This is a genomic window from Roseovarius sp., assembly GCF_965228755.1.
Taxonomy (GTDB): Bacteria; Pseudomonadota; Alphaproteobacteria; order Rhodobacterales; family Rhodobacteraceae; genus Roseovarius.
This window is the reverse complement of the sequence record NZ_CBDDIG010000013.1, coordinates 976,352-990,299: the sequence shown is the minus strand read 5'-3', so window position 1 is coordinate 990,299 and position 13,948 is coordinate 976,352. Positions and strand designations below refer to the sequence as shown.

Sequence of the window (13,948 nt, the reverse complement as noted above, 5' to 3'; positions counted from 1 at the left end):
GGCGGGTGTCAACCCACCTGAACCTTAGAACAACCCTTCGATCTCGCCCGCGTCGTTCAGCCGGATATTCTCGGCCGCAGGCTTCGAGGGCAGGCCCGGCATCGTCATGATCTCACCACAGACCACCACCACGAACCCGGCCCCTGCCGACAGCCGCACTTCGCGCACCGGCACCGAATGCCCCACCGGCGCCCCGCGCAGGTTCGGATCGGTCGAGAAGCTGTACTGCGTCTTGGCCATGCAGACCGGCAGATCGCCGTATCCCTGCTCTTCCCACAGCTTCAGCTGGTCGCGGATCTTCTTGTCGGCCAGAACCTCGTCGGCGCGATAGATGCGCTTGGCGATGGTCTCGATCTTCTCGAAGAGCGGCATGCTGTCGGGGTAGAGCGGGCCGAAATTCGCGTTCCCGGCATCGACCACCTCGACCACCTTCTTCGCCAGGTCCTCCGACCCTTTCGAGCCGTCGGCCCAGTGCCGCGACACCACCGCCTCGGCGCCGTGCTCCTTGACGTAATCCTTCACCGCCTGGATCTCGGCCTCGGTGTCGTTGACGAAATGGTTGATCGCCACCACCACCGGCACGCCGAAGGATTTGACGTTCTCGATATGCCGGCCAAGGTTCGGGCAGCCCTTCTTCACGGCCGCCACGTTTTCCGGCCCGAGATCGGCCTTCGCCACGCCGCCGTTCATCTTCATCGCCCGCACCGTCGCGACCAGAACCACCGCCGACGGCGCCAGCCCGGCCTTGCGGCACTTGATGTTCATGAACTTCTCGGCGCCCAGGTCGGCACCGAACCCGGCCTCCGTCACCACGTAATCCGAGATCTTCAGCGCGGTCGTCGTCGCGATGACCGAGTTGCAGCCATGCGCGATGTTGGCGAACGGGCCGCCATGCACGAAGGCGGGGTTGTTCTCCAGCGTCTGCACCAGGTTCGGCTGCATCGCGTCCTTCAGCAGAACGGTCATCGCCCCTTCCGCCTTGATGTCGCGGCAGTAAACCGGCGTGCGATCCCGGCGATAGGCCACGATCATCGCGCCCAGCCGCTTCTCGAGATCCTTGAGGTCCTTGGCAAGGCACAGGATCGCCATGACCTCCGAGGCCACGGTGATGTCGAACCCGTCCTCGCGGGCAAACCCGTTCGACACGCCGCCTAGGCTCGACGTGATCTGACGCAGGCTGCGGTCGTTCATGTCGACCACGCGCCGCCAGGTCACCCGGCGGGTGTCGATATCGGCCGCGTTGCCCCAGTAGATGTGGTTGTCGATCATCGCCGACAGCAGGCTGTGCGCGCTGGTGATCGCGTGGAAATCGCCGGTGAAGTGAAGGTTCATGTCCTCCATCGGCACCACCTGCGCGTAACCGCCCCCGGCCGCGCCGCCCTTCATCCCGAAGTTCGGGCCAAGGCTCGCCTCGCGGATACAGATCATCGCCTTCTTGCCGATCCGGTTCAGCCCGTCGCCAAGGCCCACGGTCGTCGTCGTCTTGCCCTCGCCCGCCGGCGTCGGGTTGATCGCCGTCACCAGGATCAGCTTGCCGTTTTTGTTCTTCTGGACCGAGTCGATGTACTCCTGGCTCACCTTCGCCTTGTCATGGCCATAGGGCAGCAGGTGATCGGACGGGATGCCCAGCTTGTCGCCGATTTCCTGGATCGGCTTCTTCTTGGCTTCGCGGGCAATCTCGATATCGGATTTATAGCTCATGTCTGGTCCTCTGGTGGCCGCTGGCGGCGGAGTCTCTCGGCCCGGTCAATATAGAGTCCGCCAAAGTATACGAATTGCGAATCCGACATTTCCCGCGCCTCTTGCGGCGGGCGCTTGCGGAATCGTTTCATATCGGAAACCCGCCCCCCGTCCGGCACGAATCATGGAACACGCCGGGGGGAGGTCCCGTTGGCAGGGCAGAAGGCGGCATCAGGCCGCCCGCCGGGAGCCCCCGGTCTGAAAGGAGGAAATACCATGACACGGATTTTCACGACGCTACTGACCACCACCATGCTGGTCGGCGCCCCCGCGCTGGCGGCAAGCGACTCGGCCGCCACCGGCAACGCTGCCAACAACATCTGCGAGAACGCCTTCAACTGGGGCGACGCCGATGAAAACGCCAAGCTGACCCGCACCGAGATCGAGAACATGCGCGATCAGGACTACGGCGCGCTCGACGCCAATTCCGACGGTGAAATCACCAAGCAGGAATATGTCGACTGCCTCGGCAACTCGGCGAAAATGACCCGTAGCGAGGCCGAAAAGGGTTTCGACCAGGGCGACTATACCGCCGGTGCCTGGTCCGATCTCGGACAGGATGACAGCACCGCCGAGCTCAACGCCGAAGACTGGGCCGACCAGGCACAGGCCGCCTGGGAAGATGGCGATGCGAAGATGCAGGACGCCATGAGCTATGGCGGCTCCGAGGCGAAGACCAGCGAGGAATTCGCCCGCGCCGCGACCCAGCGCTTCAAGATGCACGACACCAATGGCGACGGCATCATCACGTCCAGCGAGTACGAGGCAGACGTCTCGGAAACCAGCTTCGATGATCAGGCCATCCAGGCCCGCTTCGACGAGCTCGACGCCGACAGCAGCGGCGGCATCTCGCCCCAGGAATACCGCGGCGCCGGTGTCTGGGCGGCCCAGCCGGGCGGCCTGAAGGCCGAAGGCCAGTCGAACGTCACCACCGATGGCGAGGCCGCCAGCGGCGGCAGTTCGGCCAGCGCCAAGGACTATGTCGACGATGGCAGCGAGAACAAGACCAGCGTCGCGGCCGACGGCCTGTCGGACAATGCCGACACCACCGGCGGTGTAAGCGCGGCCAACAACGCCGCTGACAGCACCACCGACCAGAGCGCCGACAGCACGGCCGAGGCCGACACCGACATGACCGCCAATGAAGACCAGGCGGCCAACGACCAGGGCGAAGCCTATGTCGTGCCGGTCTACCACTACTACATCCGGGTCATGTAACCTCTCCACGACCCGATGAAGAAGCCCGCCGCGATCGCTCGCGGCGGGCTTTCCTTTCCTCTCCCCCACCGGGGGAGTGCGCGGCCCTCAGCCCAGCGCCGCGTCACACCGCTTGCAGGTGCCCGGGTGCTTGTGCGTCCCCACATCCGGCAGGATCTTCCAGCACCGCTGGCATTTCTCCCCCTCGGCCTGCTCGAACACCACCGTCACCCCTTCGACCTCGGGCAGGCGATAAGCCTCCGACGGCGCCGGATCCCCGGTCAGCCAGATCGCCGACGTGATACAGATATCCTCGAAATTCACCGATTTCAGGATCTTCAGCATCTCGCGGTCCTCGACATGCACCACCGGCGCCGCCTCGAGGCTCGCGCCGATCACCTTGTCGGTCCGCTGCACCTCCAGCGCCGCGGTCACCACGCGCCGCGCCCGCCGCACCTGCGCCCATTTCGCCGCCAGCGGCTCGTCGATCCAGTCCGCCGGCGTCTCCGGGATATCCACCAGGTGGACCGAGCTTTCCTCGCCCGGGAACCGCTCCAGCCAGACCTCCTCCATGGTGAACACCAGCACCGGCGCCAGCCAGGTGGTCAGCCGGTGGAACAGGATATCCATCACCGTCCGCGCCGCCCGCCGCCGCTCGGTATCGCCGTCGCAGTAAAGCGCATCCTTCCGGATATCGAAGTAGAACGCGCTCAACTCCACCGTGGCAAAGTTGAACAGCGCCTGGAACACCCCCTGGAAGTCGTACTCGGCATAACCCTTGCGCACCTTGTGATCGAGCTCCGCCAGCCGGTGCAGCACCCAGCGCTCCAGCTCCGGCATGTCCGCCGGCTCCACCCGGTCGGCCTCGCTGAAATGGCTCAGCGCCCCCAGCATGAACCGCATTGTGTTGCGCAGCCGCCGGTAACTGTCGGCGGTCCCCTTCAGGATCTCCGGCCCGATCCGCTGGTCGTTGGTGTAATCGGTCTGCGCCACCCACAGCCGCAGGATATCGGCGCCGTACTGCTTCACCACCTCTTCTGGCACGATCGTGTTGCCCAGCGACTTGGACATCTTGTTGCCCTTCTCGTCGAGCGTGAAGCCGTGCGTCAGAACCCCGCGATAGGGCGCATGCCCGATCGTGCCACAGGCCTGCAGCATCGAGGAATGGAACCACCCCCGGTGCTGGTCGGTGCCCTCGAGGTAGAGATCGGCCAACCCGTCCTCGCTGCCATCCTCCCGGTCGCGCAGCACGAAGGCATGGGTCGACCCGGAATCGAACCACACGTCGAGAATGTCGTCGACCTTCTCCCACTCTGCGGGATCGTAGTCGTTCCCCAGGAACCGCTCCTTGGCCCCCGGCTTGTACCACGCATCCGCGCCCTCCGCCTCGAACGCCTCCAGGATCCGCGCATTGACGGTCTCGTCGCGCAGCAGGAAGTCCTCGTCCGTCGGCATCGCGCCCACCTTGCGGAAACAGGTCAGCGGCACACCCCAGGCCCTTTGCCGGCTCAACACCCAGTCGGGCCGCGCCTCGATCATCGAGTAAAGCCGGTTCCGCCCGGTCTTCGGCGTCCATTTCACCTTGTCGATCGACGTCAGCGCCCGCTTGCGGATGGTCTTGCCATACTGGTCCTGCCCGTCGCCGACCTCCCGGTCGATGGCGGCGAACCATTGCGGTGTGTTGCGATAGATCACCGGCGCCTTCGACCGCCAGGAATGGGGATAAGAGTGCTTGATCTTGCCCCGCGCCAGCAAGCCGCCCACCTCGACCAGCTTGTCGATGATGGCCTTGTTGGCATTGCCTTCCTTGCCCTTGCGGTTGAGGATCTCGGTGCCGCCAAAGAACGGCAGGTCCTCGCGGAACGTCCCGTCATCCATGACGTTGTAGGTGATCACCTCGTCCAGCATCCCCAGCCCGCGATAGAGCTCGTACTCCTCCATCCCGTGGGAGGGCGCGCAATGCACGAACCCGGTGCCTTCCTCGTCGGTGACGAAATCGGCGCCGCGGAAATCCCGCGGCTCGTCCCACTCGCCATTCGCCCCCTCGGCCCCGGCCAGCGGATGCTTCAGGCTCAGCCCCGACAATTCATCGGCGCTCACATCCCGCACGCGTTTCCACATGTCGGGCTCCAGCCTCGCCCGGCCCATCACGTCACCGGCCAGCTTGTCGGCCAGGATGAACCGGTCGCCCACGTTGGCCCAGCACTGCTCCGGCGTGCCCGTGACCTCGTAGAGGCCATAGGCGAAATCCTCGCCATATACGACCGCCTTGTTGCTCGGGATCGTCCACGGCGTCGTCGTCCAGATCACCACATAGGCCCCCGCCAACCCGTCCCGGGCCTGACCCGGGACCTCTTCCCCGGCCACCTCGAACTTCACCCAGATGGTAAAGCTCTCCTTGTCGTGATACTCCACCTCCGCCTCGGCCAGCGCGGTCTTCTCCACCGGCGACCACATCACCGGCTTCGACCCCTGGTAGAGCGTCCCGTTCATCAGGAACTTCTGGAACTCCTCCGCGATGATCCGCTCGGCCCGGAAATCCATCGTCAGGTAGGGCCGCGACCACCGCCCGGTGACCCCCAGCCGCTTGAACTCGTCCCGCTGCACGTCGATCCAGCCCTCGGCGAACTTCCGGCATTCCTGCCGGAAATCGACGATGTCGACCTTGTCCTTGCTCTCGCCCTTGGCGCGGTACTGCTCCTCGATCTTCCACTCGATCGGCAGGCCGTGACAATCCCAGCCGGGGATATAGCGCGCATCACGCCCCATCATCTGCTGGCTGCGCACCACCATGTCCTTGAGGATCTTGTTCAGCGCGTGCCCGATATGCAGATGCCCGTTGGCGTACGGCGGGCCGTCATGCAGCGTGAAGGGCTTCCGCCCCCCCTCGGCCACGGCCTTCTCGCGCAGTCGGGTATAGATGCGCAGTCCGTTCCAGCGCTCCAGCCACTCGGGCTCGCGCTTGGGCAGGCCGGCGCGCATCGGGAAATCGGTCGTCGGCAGGTTCAGCGTGTCTTTGTATTCGGGCATGTCGGCACACATGGGTGACGTCCTTTGTCACTTGGGTGGTCTCAGGTCTGGATGAGGGGGCGGCGCGGCTTGCCATGCGCCTGTGATCCCGGCGGCTCGTCAGTCTCAGAGCGCCGGGCATGTAATTCGAATGATGATCGCGAACAGGTGCATCATGCGCCGGGTTATAGGCCGCGCGCCCGGCGGCGTCCAGAGCCGAGGCAAACCCCGCCCGCCCCGCCGTCCCACCGCCCCCGAACCGCGCCACCCTCCTACGTTTCACTGTTCCAAAAATACTATAATGCCCACCCTTCCAAACGCGCCCTCGTCCCTGGCCCGTCCCGAAACCGCCACACAAGCCGCGAAGCGCCGCACCCCCTTCGTTTCACTGTTCCGGAAATACTCAAATCCCCCGTTTCTAAACGCGCCCACCTCTCGGACCCGGCCCGAATCCGCCACACAAGCCGCGAAGCGCCACCCCGCCCCGCTTCACCTTTCCAAAAATACTCAAATCCCGACCCCGCCAGCACCGCCACGCCCGCCGTCAACACCCCCCTCTCCAAGCCCCCGTTTTCCGCACGGAAAACGACCTGGAAAATGCGCATTTTCCAGCCCCGGAATTCGCGCGAATTCCGCACCACCCAACCTCTCCGCCCGCGCCGGAAAATTCGAATTTTCCGACCCGGAATTTTCGAAAATTCCGCCCCCGCCCCGTTGCGCCCGACACAACATCTCGCCCGTTGCGCCCGGAACGCCACATCAACCATCACCCGCACAACCCCCGACACCGACGCGATACCGACAAAATACCGACGTGATACCGACGCCCCGACCCCTTCAAAACAAGGCCGTTAACCTTCGAATCGCCCCCGGCCCTTGCAACTCCCCGCCGCCACGGTCAAATCTCCCCCATGACCACCGCCCTGCCCCCGCGCTTCGACATCACCCGCCCCGAGATCGAGCGGGTCGTCGCGGTCTTCTACGACCGCATCCGTGCCCATCCGGGCCTCGGCCCCGTCTTCGCCCGACACGTCACCGACTGGCCCGCCCACGAGGCCCGCATCGCCGCCTTCTGGGCCAACACCATCCTGCACGAGCGCGGCTATGACGGCACCCCCGTCGCCGCCCATGTCAACGCCGGCAACGTCCGGCCGGGCATGTTCTCCACCTGGCTCGCGCTCTTCGATGCTGTCCTGAACGCCGAACTCCGCCCCGACCAGGCCGCCGCATGGTCGGCGCTGGCCCATCGCATCGGCCGCTCGCTGCGCGCCAGCGTGACCGAGCGCGAAACCCACGAGGGCGGCATCCCCAAGCTGCGCTAGACCGCACACGCCGCGCCCTTGGCGGGCGTCGCGCAGTGAGTATTTTCGGAAAAGTGAAACTGCGAAAGAGGCGCATCCCGCGAGCTGTGCTATACTGCGCAGGATCGAGGGGAGAACCAATGACACCCCGTTTCTTCGGCTCGGACGTGCAAAAACGGATGGAGCGCGTGGCCCACGACCTCTGGCCGCTGCTGAAGGACAACCCGGCCTATGGCACCGAAGGCCGCATGATCGGCATCGACGCCCCCTCCGGCAACCAGGTCGAGAAGGTCGCCGCCCTCACCCGCATTCAGGGCGCCTCGGTCAACCACTACGTCCCCAAGACGGAAGAAGACGCCCTCGCCGCCCGCTACGTGGCCCTCGGCCTCGCCTCCGACCGGTGGGATCAGTTCATGGGCGGCGCGGCCTGCCTCGAGGCGTCCACCGCCCTGATCGAAGGTTTCACCCTGCCAAGGGGCTACACCCTCCACCGCCTCTCCCCCGACACGCCCGCCCACGTCCTCGACGGCCTGGAGCAGACGGCGGCCTCCTGCGGTGTGCTGCCCCCCATGTCGCCCATCCTCTTCGGAGAGTGGCTCAACGCCGCCTATTTCTGCCTCGAGGCCCCCGATGGCGGCGTCGCCGCCTGTGCCGGCTCGGCCATGCGCAACCACCCCGACAGCCGCTTCGCCAGGACCGCCTGGTGGGGCATGCTCGCCACCCGCGAACAGGATCGCGGCCACGGCCTGTCGCTCTATCTCGGCGCGCTCGCCGCCCGCCACATGCACGACCGCCACGGCGTCTCCGAGTTCTACACCGGCGTCCGAAGCGACAATGCCGTCTCCCGCCATGTCTGCGAGAAGCTGGGCGTGTACGACAGCGCCCTTGCCTGCGTCGCCATCCTCGACCCACAGGCCTTCGGCGAAGGCGGCTACACCAAGTAAGCCCGGCGCCACCCCACCAGAACCTATCCGCCCTGCCCGAACAGCCCCGTCAACGCCCGCCGCACCAGCGACGTCACCGACGGCCGTGCCACCCGCGCGAACGGCAGCGGCCGGCACACCTCCATCGCCGCCACGCCGACCCGTGCCGTCAGCGCCCCGTTCACCACCCCCTCGCCGAAGCGCCGCGACAGCCGCGACAGAACCCCGCCGCCGGCAATCGAGCCCAGCATGTCGTCGCCCACCGCCACGGCCCCCGTCGCCACCAGGTGCGTCATCACCGCCCGCGCCAGCCGCCAGCTTCCCAGCGTCCCCGACCGCCCGCCATAGACCTCGGCAATCCGCCGGATCATCCGCAAATTCGCCGTCAGCGCCGCCACCACGTCGGCCAGCGCCAGCGGCACCACCGCCGTCACCGCCGCCACCTGCCGCGCCGCCGCCTCGACCTCGCGCGTCGCCACCGCATCCAGCGGCCCCAGCAACTCCGTCTCCGCCACGCCCAGCAACGCCGCCGCGTCGAACTGGTCCGCCTGCGCCTCGGCCAGCCGCTCCCGCCCCCAGCGCGTATCCTCGCGCCCCGAATAAAGCGCCACCAGCCCCCGCGTCACCTCGCGCGCCTTGCCAAGGTCATCGCCCGCCAGCGCCTCCTCGGCCTTGAGAAACAGCGCGTCCAGCCGCCCCAGCCGCGCAAACGCCGCCAGCTCCTTGACCGCGATCGCCAGCAGCAGGACCAGCACCGCCACGATCAGCGCCGTGATCCCGTACCCAACCAAAGGCCACCGCCCGATCAGCCCCATGGCGAAATCCCACGCCGCCACCGACAGCACCGCCGCCAGCAGGGTCAGCAACAGCCCCCAGAACCACCGCGCCAGCCGCGAGGGCCGCCGTGCCGCCAGCGTCGCCACGGTCAGCATCGCGCGGCCCTCCGGCGCCTCCGGCATCTCGGGGTCCGGCACCGGCGGCGCGGCATCCGGGCCCGGTGCCGCGTCGGTTTCATCAAGGTCAAACAGGATCGGCCCCTTGCTCATAACCTATCTCCGAACAGGAACTGCGCCGCCCGATCGAGCCGGATATGCGGCGGCCCGTCCCCGGGGCGCAGCGTCAACGGCGCCGGCGCGAACCGCATCACCTGGTAATCCGCATCGAGCCATTTCTCCGCCCCCGCCCGCGCCGGGGACAACAGCCGCGCCGGCTCTTCCGGCAACGCGCCCGGATAGAAAGCCGCCTGCTTCCCGCGCGACCCGTCCTCGTTCAACAACGTCCCCCGCACGCACTCCACCGATCCGCCCTCATGCGGCCGCGTCTCCTCGGTCGTGGCCCTTAGTGCCGCAATCGCCATCGCCTTCGTCTCCGCCCCTGCGAAATCCGCCCGGTCCCGCGCCTCGCGCATCAGCGCCGCCATGATCCCGGCCAGCGCCCCGTGTTGCGTATGGTGCAGATGGTCCGCCTTGGTCGCCGCGAACAGGATTTTCTCCACCCGCCGCCCGCGCAGCAACCGGCTCAGAAACGCGTTCCGCCCTGGCCGGAAAGCACCGAGGATATCCGCCATCGCCTGCCGCATATCCTCCACCGCCGCCGGCCCCCGATGGATCGCCCCCAACACGTCGACCAGCACCACCTGCCGGTCGATCCGCGCGAAATGATCGCGGAAGAACGGGGTTACAACGCGCGATTTATAAGCCTCGAACCGCCGCTCCATCTCGCGCCAGAGCGACTTGCGCGGCGTGCTGTCGGGCTTCGGCAACGGCGCGAATGTCAGCACCGGCGACCCCTCAAGGTCGCCCGGCAACAGGAACCGCCCCGGCGTGCAATCCGAATACCCCGCATCCCGCGCCTGCGTCAGGTACGCCGTATAGGCCCGCGCCAACGCCTGCGCTTTCGGCTCCTCCAGGGGCGCCGCCCCGTTTGTCTCCTTGGCCAGGGCAAGGTATTCCGCCCCCTCGCCCCGGCCCTCCAGCCGCCCGAGCATCTCCGCCGACCACGTGGCGAAATCCTTGTCCATCAGCCCGAGATCCAGCAGCCACTCGCCCGGGTAATCCACGATATCCAGATGCACCGTCCTCGGCCCCGAAAACCCCGACAACAATCCCGAAGGCCGCACCCTTAACGACAACCGCAACTCCGACACCGCCCGCGTGCTGTCGGGCCAGTGCGGCGACGCCCCGGTCAGCGCCCCCAGATGCGTCTCGTAATCGAACCGCGGCACCGTGTCGTCCGGCTGCGGCTGCAAAAACGCCGCCGAGATCCGCCCGTCGCCCGCCGCCACCAGCCCCGGCATCCGCCCCCGGTCCATCAGGTTCGCCACCAGCGAGGTGATGAACACCGTCTTGCCCGCCCGCGACAGGCCGGTCACGCCCAGCCGGATCACCGGCTCGAAAAACGTCTCGGAAATCGTGTCGGACACGCCTTCGATCCCGCGTGTCAGCCCGTCTGCGATGGAGGAAATGACCAATGGGCCTGCCTTTGTCTGCCTGTCTTTTCACTGTCACCCGACAAGATAGCCACGGTGGCGGACACTTGCCAGTGGCGGTGTTGCGCCCGCCACCGGGCGACGGCGTCAATCAAACGTCAACACCCTTCCCCTAGACCCGATCCATCGCTCCTGCCAGTAGCGGCTCCGCTTCCCGCGAAACCGCCCCGCCGTTAACCTTTCCTCAAGGGATTGTCCGAAACCCGCCCTCGCGCTAAGAGCCGCGTCATGCCACGCTACGCGCTCAAGGTCGAATATAACGGCGCCCCCTTTGCCGGCTGGCAAAGGCAGGCCGATCAGCCCTCGGTGCAGGGCGCGATCGAGGCGGCGCTCGCCCGGCTCGAACCCGGCCCGCACACCATCGCCGCCGCCGGCCGCACCGATGCCGGCGTCCACGCGCTCGGCCAAGTCGCCCATTGCGACCTCACGAAGGACTGGGACCCGTTTCGCCTCTCCGAGGCCCTGAACTACCACCTCAAACCCCAGCCCGTCGCAATCCTCGCCTGCGCCCGCGTCGACGACGACTGGCACGCCCGCTTCTCCGCCACCGAGCGCCGCTACCTCTTCCGCCTGCTCATGCGCCGGGCGCCGGCCACCCATGACAAGGGGCTCGTCTGGCACGTCCGCAACCCGCTCGACCTCGAGGCCATGCGCGAAGGCGCGGCCCACCTCGTCGGCCACCACGACTTCACCACCTTCCGCTCCACCATCTGCCAGGCGAAAAGCCCCGTCAAAACCCTCGACGAGATCACCATCGAGCCCGCCTCCGGCCTCTCCGGCCCCGAGCTCCACTTCCGCCTCCGCGCCCGCTCCTTCCTGCACAACCAGGTCCGCTCCATCGTCGGCACGCTGGAACGCGTGGGCGCCGGCGCCTGGGCGCCCGCCGATATCGCCACCGCTCTCGCCGCCCGCGACCGCGCCGCCTGCGGCCCGGTCTGCCCGCCCCACGGCCTCTACCTCGCCGAGGTGCGCTACCCCGACGATCCCTTCGTGTGATTTGCCTTTGATCTTGCCCCGACGGCCCGCTAAACGGGGCCTCAGCGGTCCCGTAGCTCAACTGGATAGAGCAGCTGACTTCTAATCAGCAGGTTCGGGGTTCGAGTCCTCGCGGGATCGCCAACAGTCCGACCTCCCCTGGTATGCCCCCATTGAGTGGTCCGGATTGATTGTTAGTGCATGACCGGCCTCTGGTCCATCCGGACGATACTTTCCGGTGCGGGTGGCCGGATCCAAGGGCGCTGTGAGGCCGAACGGGGTTGTAGTGTCTTCTCCAGGTTTCGATGATGATCCTCGCCTCCTGAGTGTGTAGAAGAGTTCGCCGTTAAGCAGTTCGTCGCGGAAGCGGGCATTGAAGCTTTCGCAATAGCCGTTCTCCCAAGGTGTTCCAGGCTCGAGCCGACCGCAGCGATCCAGTCTCTGACCTTCTGAGCCACGAGTTCCGGGCCATTGTCGGATCTTATGTATTCAGTTGGCCCTCGTAGAATGAACAGATCCGTCAATGCATCGAGCACATCGGTCGAGTTGAGCTTTCGGACTATGCGGATCATCAGCGCCTCCCTGGTGAACTCGTGATGTTGAGGGTACGATAGGCGCGGCCGTCCGCGATCCGGTCCTGCATCAAGTCATAGGACCAGACATGGTTCGGACGCTCTGGTCGAAGCCGGGTACATGACCCATCGTTCAGCCAGAGTCGGCCTTTCTTCGTTTGCTTCCGTGGGATCTTCATCCCTTCTCGTTTCCAGATGCGTTCGGCCCGTTTGTGGTTTACGTGCCAGCCCGATTGGTTGAGCAGAGCGGTCACGGGACGATAGCCCTTCTCGGTGAATGCACGCATTCACCTACCAGGCAGTGCATAGCGACCGTATTGCCTGGCAAATTCGATGATGTCCTTGGTCAGGCGCTCTTCGTCCGGCCGGCCACGCGGCACCTTGCGCTGCGTGGAGCGGTGCTGCTCCAGGGTGCGGCAGGCGCGGCGTTCCGATATGCCGAGCCTGCCGCGCGTGGTCGATGGATATGCGGTGACGTGAAGGGAGAGGTGGCTCGGTTTGTTTTAACAGTTTCGAGCCGTTTCGTAAGTGGATTTCCCGCTCGGTTATGCCGCGACCGGAATTGGCCGGGGCGTGTTGAGATATGCCTGATCGGGGGTCTGCCCGTCCAGCGATGAATGCGGTCTCCTGGTGTTGTAGAAGGCCAGATACCGGCCGAGGCTTTCGCGAGCGGCCGAGACGCTATCATAGGCGCGTAGGTAGACCTCTTCGTATTTGATGGTCCGCCATAGGCGCTCGACGAAGACGTTGTCCCGCCAGGCCCCCTTGCCATCCATGCTGATCCGGATCCCGGCACCTTTCAGCGCGGTGATGAAGTCGATGGAGGTGAACTGGCTGCCTTGATCGGTATTCATGATCTCGGGTGCGCCGTGTCGTGCGAGGGCCTCGTTCAGCGCCTCCACGCACGGGCCGGTTTCCAGCGTGACCGAGAGCCGCCAGCTCAGCACCTTGCGGCTGAACCAGTCGACAACGGCCACCAGGTAAACAAAGCCGCGCGCCATCGGCACATAGGTGATGTCCATTGCCCAGACCTGGTTGGGCCGGGTCACTGCCAGCTTCCTCAGCAGGTAGGGGTAGACCTTGTGCCCCGGCGCCGGTTTCGACGTGTTGGGCCTGCGATACAAGGCCTCGATGCCCATCTGCTTCATCAGCGTGGCCACGTGCAGCCGCCCGGCGGTGAACCCTTCCTGGCGCAGAAGACCCTTCATCATCCGGCTGCCCGCGAACGGATAGTCCATGTGCAGCTCGTCGATCCGGCGCATCAGCCGCAGGTCGTCCTCGCTGGCCGGGCGCGGGGCATAGTAGAGGCTGCCCCGGCTGATCCCGAGCAGCTCGGCCTGCCGGGTCAGGCTCAGCCTGTGGGCGCGGTCCGTCATTTCCTTGCGCTCGGCAACAGACCGGCCTTGGCGAGCGCTCCCTCTAAAAAATCGTTCTCAAGCGTGAGCTGGCCGATCTTTGCATGTAGAGAGGTGACATCGATCTCCGGCTCCTTCGCCGCTTTCGGCTTGTCATCGAATACGCCGGAGACTCCATCCAGCAGCTGATCCTTCCATTGCTTGATCTGGTTCGGATGCACGTCGAACTGCGTCACCAGCTCGCTCATCGTCTTGTCGCCCTTCAACGCCGCCAACGCGACTTTCGCCTTGAAAGCTGGGCTGTGGTTTCGTCTCGGTCGTTTTGCCATATTCGCTCCTTCGTCCCGGCAACGCTGCAGGATTGGGAGCGGAAAATCCACCTAACTCA

9 protein-coding genes, 1 tRNA gene and 1 pseudogene are annotated in these 13,948 nt (G+C 66.0%); 5 read left to right on the top strand and 6 right to left on the bottom strand.

The window, feature by feature from the left end:
* Positions 1-24: 24 nt before the first annotated feature.
* Positions 25-1,701: a formate--tetrahydrofolate ligase gene (locus ACO07J_RS23130; protein WP_422033377.1), complete on the bottom strand. Its 1,677-nt coding sequence runs from the start codon at positions 1,699-1,701 to the stop codon at positions 25-27.
* A gap of 255 nt (positions 1,702-1,956) precedes the next feature.
* Between ACO07J_RS23130 and ACO07J_RS23125 the strand changes: the two genes are divergently transcribed.
* The gene (locus tag ACO07J_RS23125) at positions 1,957-2,958 is read left to right on the top strand and encodes a hypothetical protein (RefSeq protein ID WP_422033375.1); all 1,002 of its coding nucleotides are present in this window, start codon (positions 1,957-1,959) and stop codon (positions 2,956-2,958) included.
* An 87-nt stretch (positions 2,959-3,045) separates the two neighbouring features.
* On the opposite strand, the gene ileS is transcribed toward ACO07J_RS23125, so the two are convergent.
* Positions 3,046-5,979, bottom strand: a complete 2,934-nt coding sequence (gene ileS, locus ACO07J_RS23120; RefSeq protein WP_422033373.1) for an isoleucine--tRNA ligase — start codon at positions 5,977-5,979, stop codon at positions 3,046-3,048.
* Positions 5,980-6,857: 878 nt separating this feature from the next.
* Here ileS and ACO07J_RS23115 point away from each other — a divergent pair.
* Both ACO07J_RS23115 and ACO07J_RS23110 read left to right on the top strand, forming a co-directional pair.
* Positions 6,858-7,268 carry a group III truncated hemoglobin gene (locus tag ACO07J_RS23115; RefSeq protein WP_422033371.1) on the top strand — a complete coding sequence of 137 codons (411 nt, stop codon included), beginning with the start codon at positions 6,858-6,860 and terminating at the stop codon, positions 7,266-7,268.
* A gap of 119 nt (positions 7,269-7,387) precedes the next feature.
* Positions 7,388-8,191 (top strand): GNAT family N-acetyltransferase, encoded by an 804-nt coding sequence (locus ACO07J_RS23110; protein ID WP_422033369.1) that lies wholly within the window; start codon positions 7,388-7,390, stop codon positions 8,189-8,191.
* Positions 8,192-8,214: 23 nt separating this feature from the next.
* On the opposite strand, the gene ACO07J_RS23105 is transcribed toward ACO07J_RS23110, so the two are convergent.
* Together ACO07J_RS23105 and ACO07J_RS23100 are read right to left on the bottom strand one after the other, a co-directional pair.
* Positions 8,215-9,216: a YcjF family protein gene (locus tag ACO07J_RS23105; RefSeq protein ID WP_422033367.1), complete on the bottom strand. Its 1,002-nt coding sequence runs from the start codon at positions 9,214-9,216 to the stop codon at positions 8,215-8,217.
* Complete coding sequence (locus tag ACO07J_RS23100) at positions 9,213-10,640, bottom strand: YcjX family protein (RefSeq protein WP_422033365.1); 1,428 nt, start codon at positions 10,638-10,640, stop codon at positions 9,213-9,215. Before ACO07J_RS23100 ends, ACO07J_RS23105 begins: the two co-directional genes overlap by 4 nt.
* 246 nt (positions 10,641-10,886) lie before the next feature.
* Here ACO07J_RS23100 and truA point away from each other — a divergent pair, with 246 nt between their 5' ends.
* Together truA and ACO07J_RS23090 are read left to right on the top strand one after the other, a co-directional pair.
* The gene (gene truA, locus ACO07J_RS23095; protein WP_422033363.1) at positions 10,887-11,654 is read left to right on the top strand and encodes a tRNA pseudouridine(38-40) synthase TruA; all 768 of its coding nucleotides are present in this window, start codon (positions 10,887-10,889) and stop codon (positions 11,652-11,654) included.
* 46 nt (positions 11,655-11,700) lie between these two features.
* Positions 11,701-11,777 (top strand) — tRNA-Arg (locus ACO07J_RS23090).
* 50 nt (positions 11,778-11,827) lie between these two features.
* Here ACO07J_RS23090 and ACO07J_RS23085 read toward each other — a convergent pair.
* Together ACO07J_RS23085 and ACO07J_RS23080 are read right to left on the bottom strand one after the other, a co-directional pair.
* Positions 11,828-12,688: pseudogene (locus tag ACO07J_RS23085) on the bottom strand (IS3 family transposase); the annotation flags it as partial.
* A gap of 62 nt (positions 12,689-12,750) precedes the next feature.
* Positions 12,751-13,889 (bottom strand): IS3 family transposase gene (locus tag ACO07J_RS23080; protein ID WP_422028238.1). Its coding sequence is split into 2 segments (ribosomal slippage): positions 12,751-13,625 and positions 13,625-13,889, totalling 1,140 coding nucleotides; the frame shifts between segments, so codons are not numbered across the junction.
* Between the last annotated feature and the right edge of the window lie 59 nt (positions 13,890-13,948).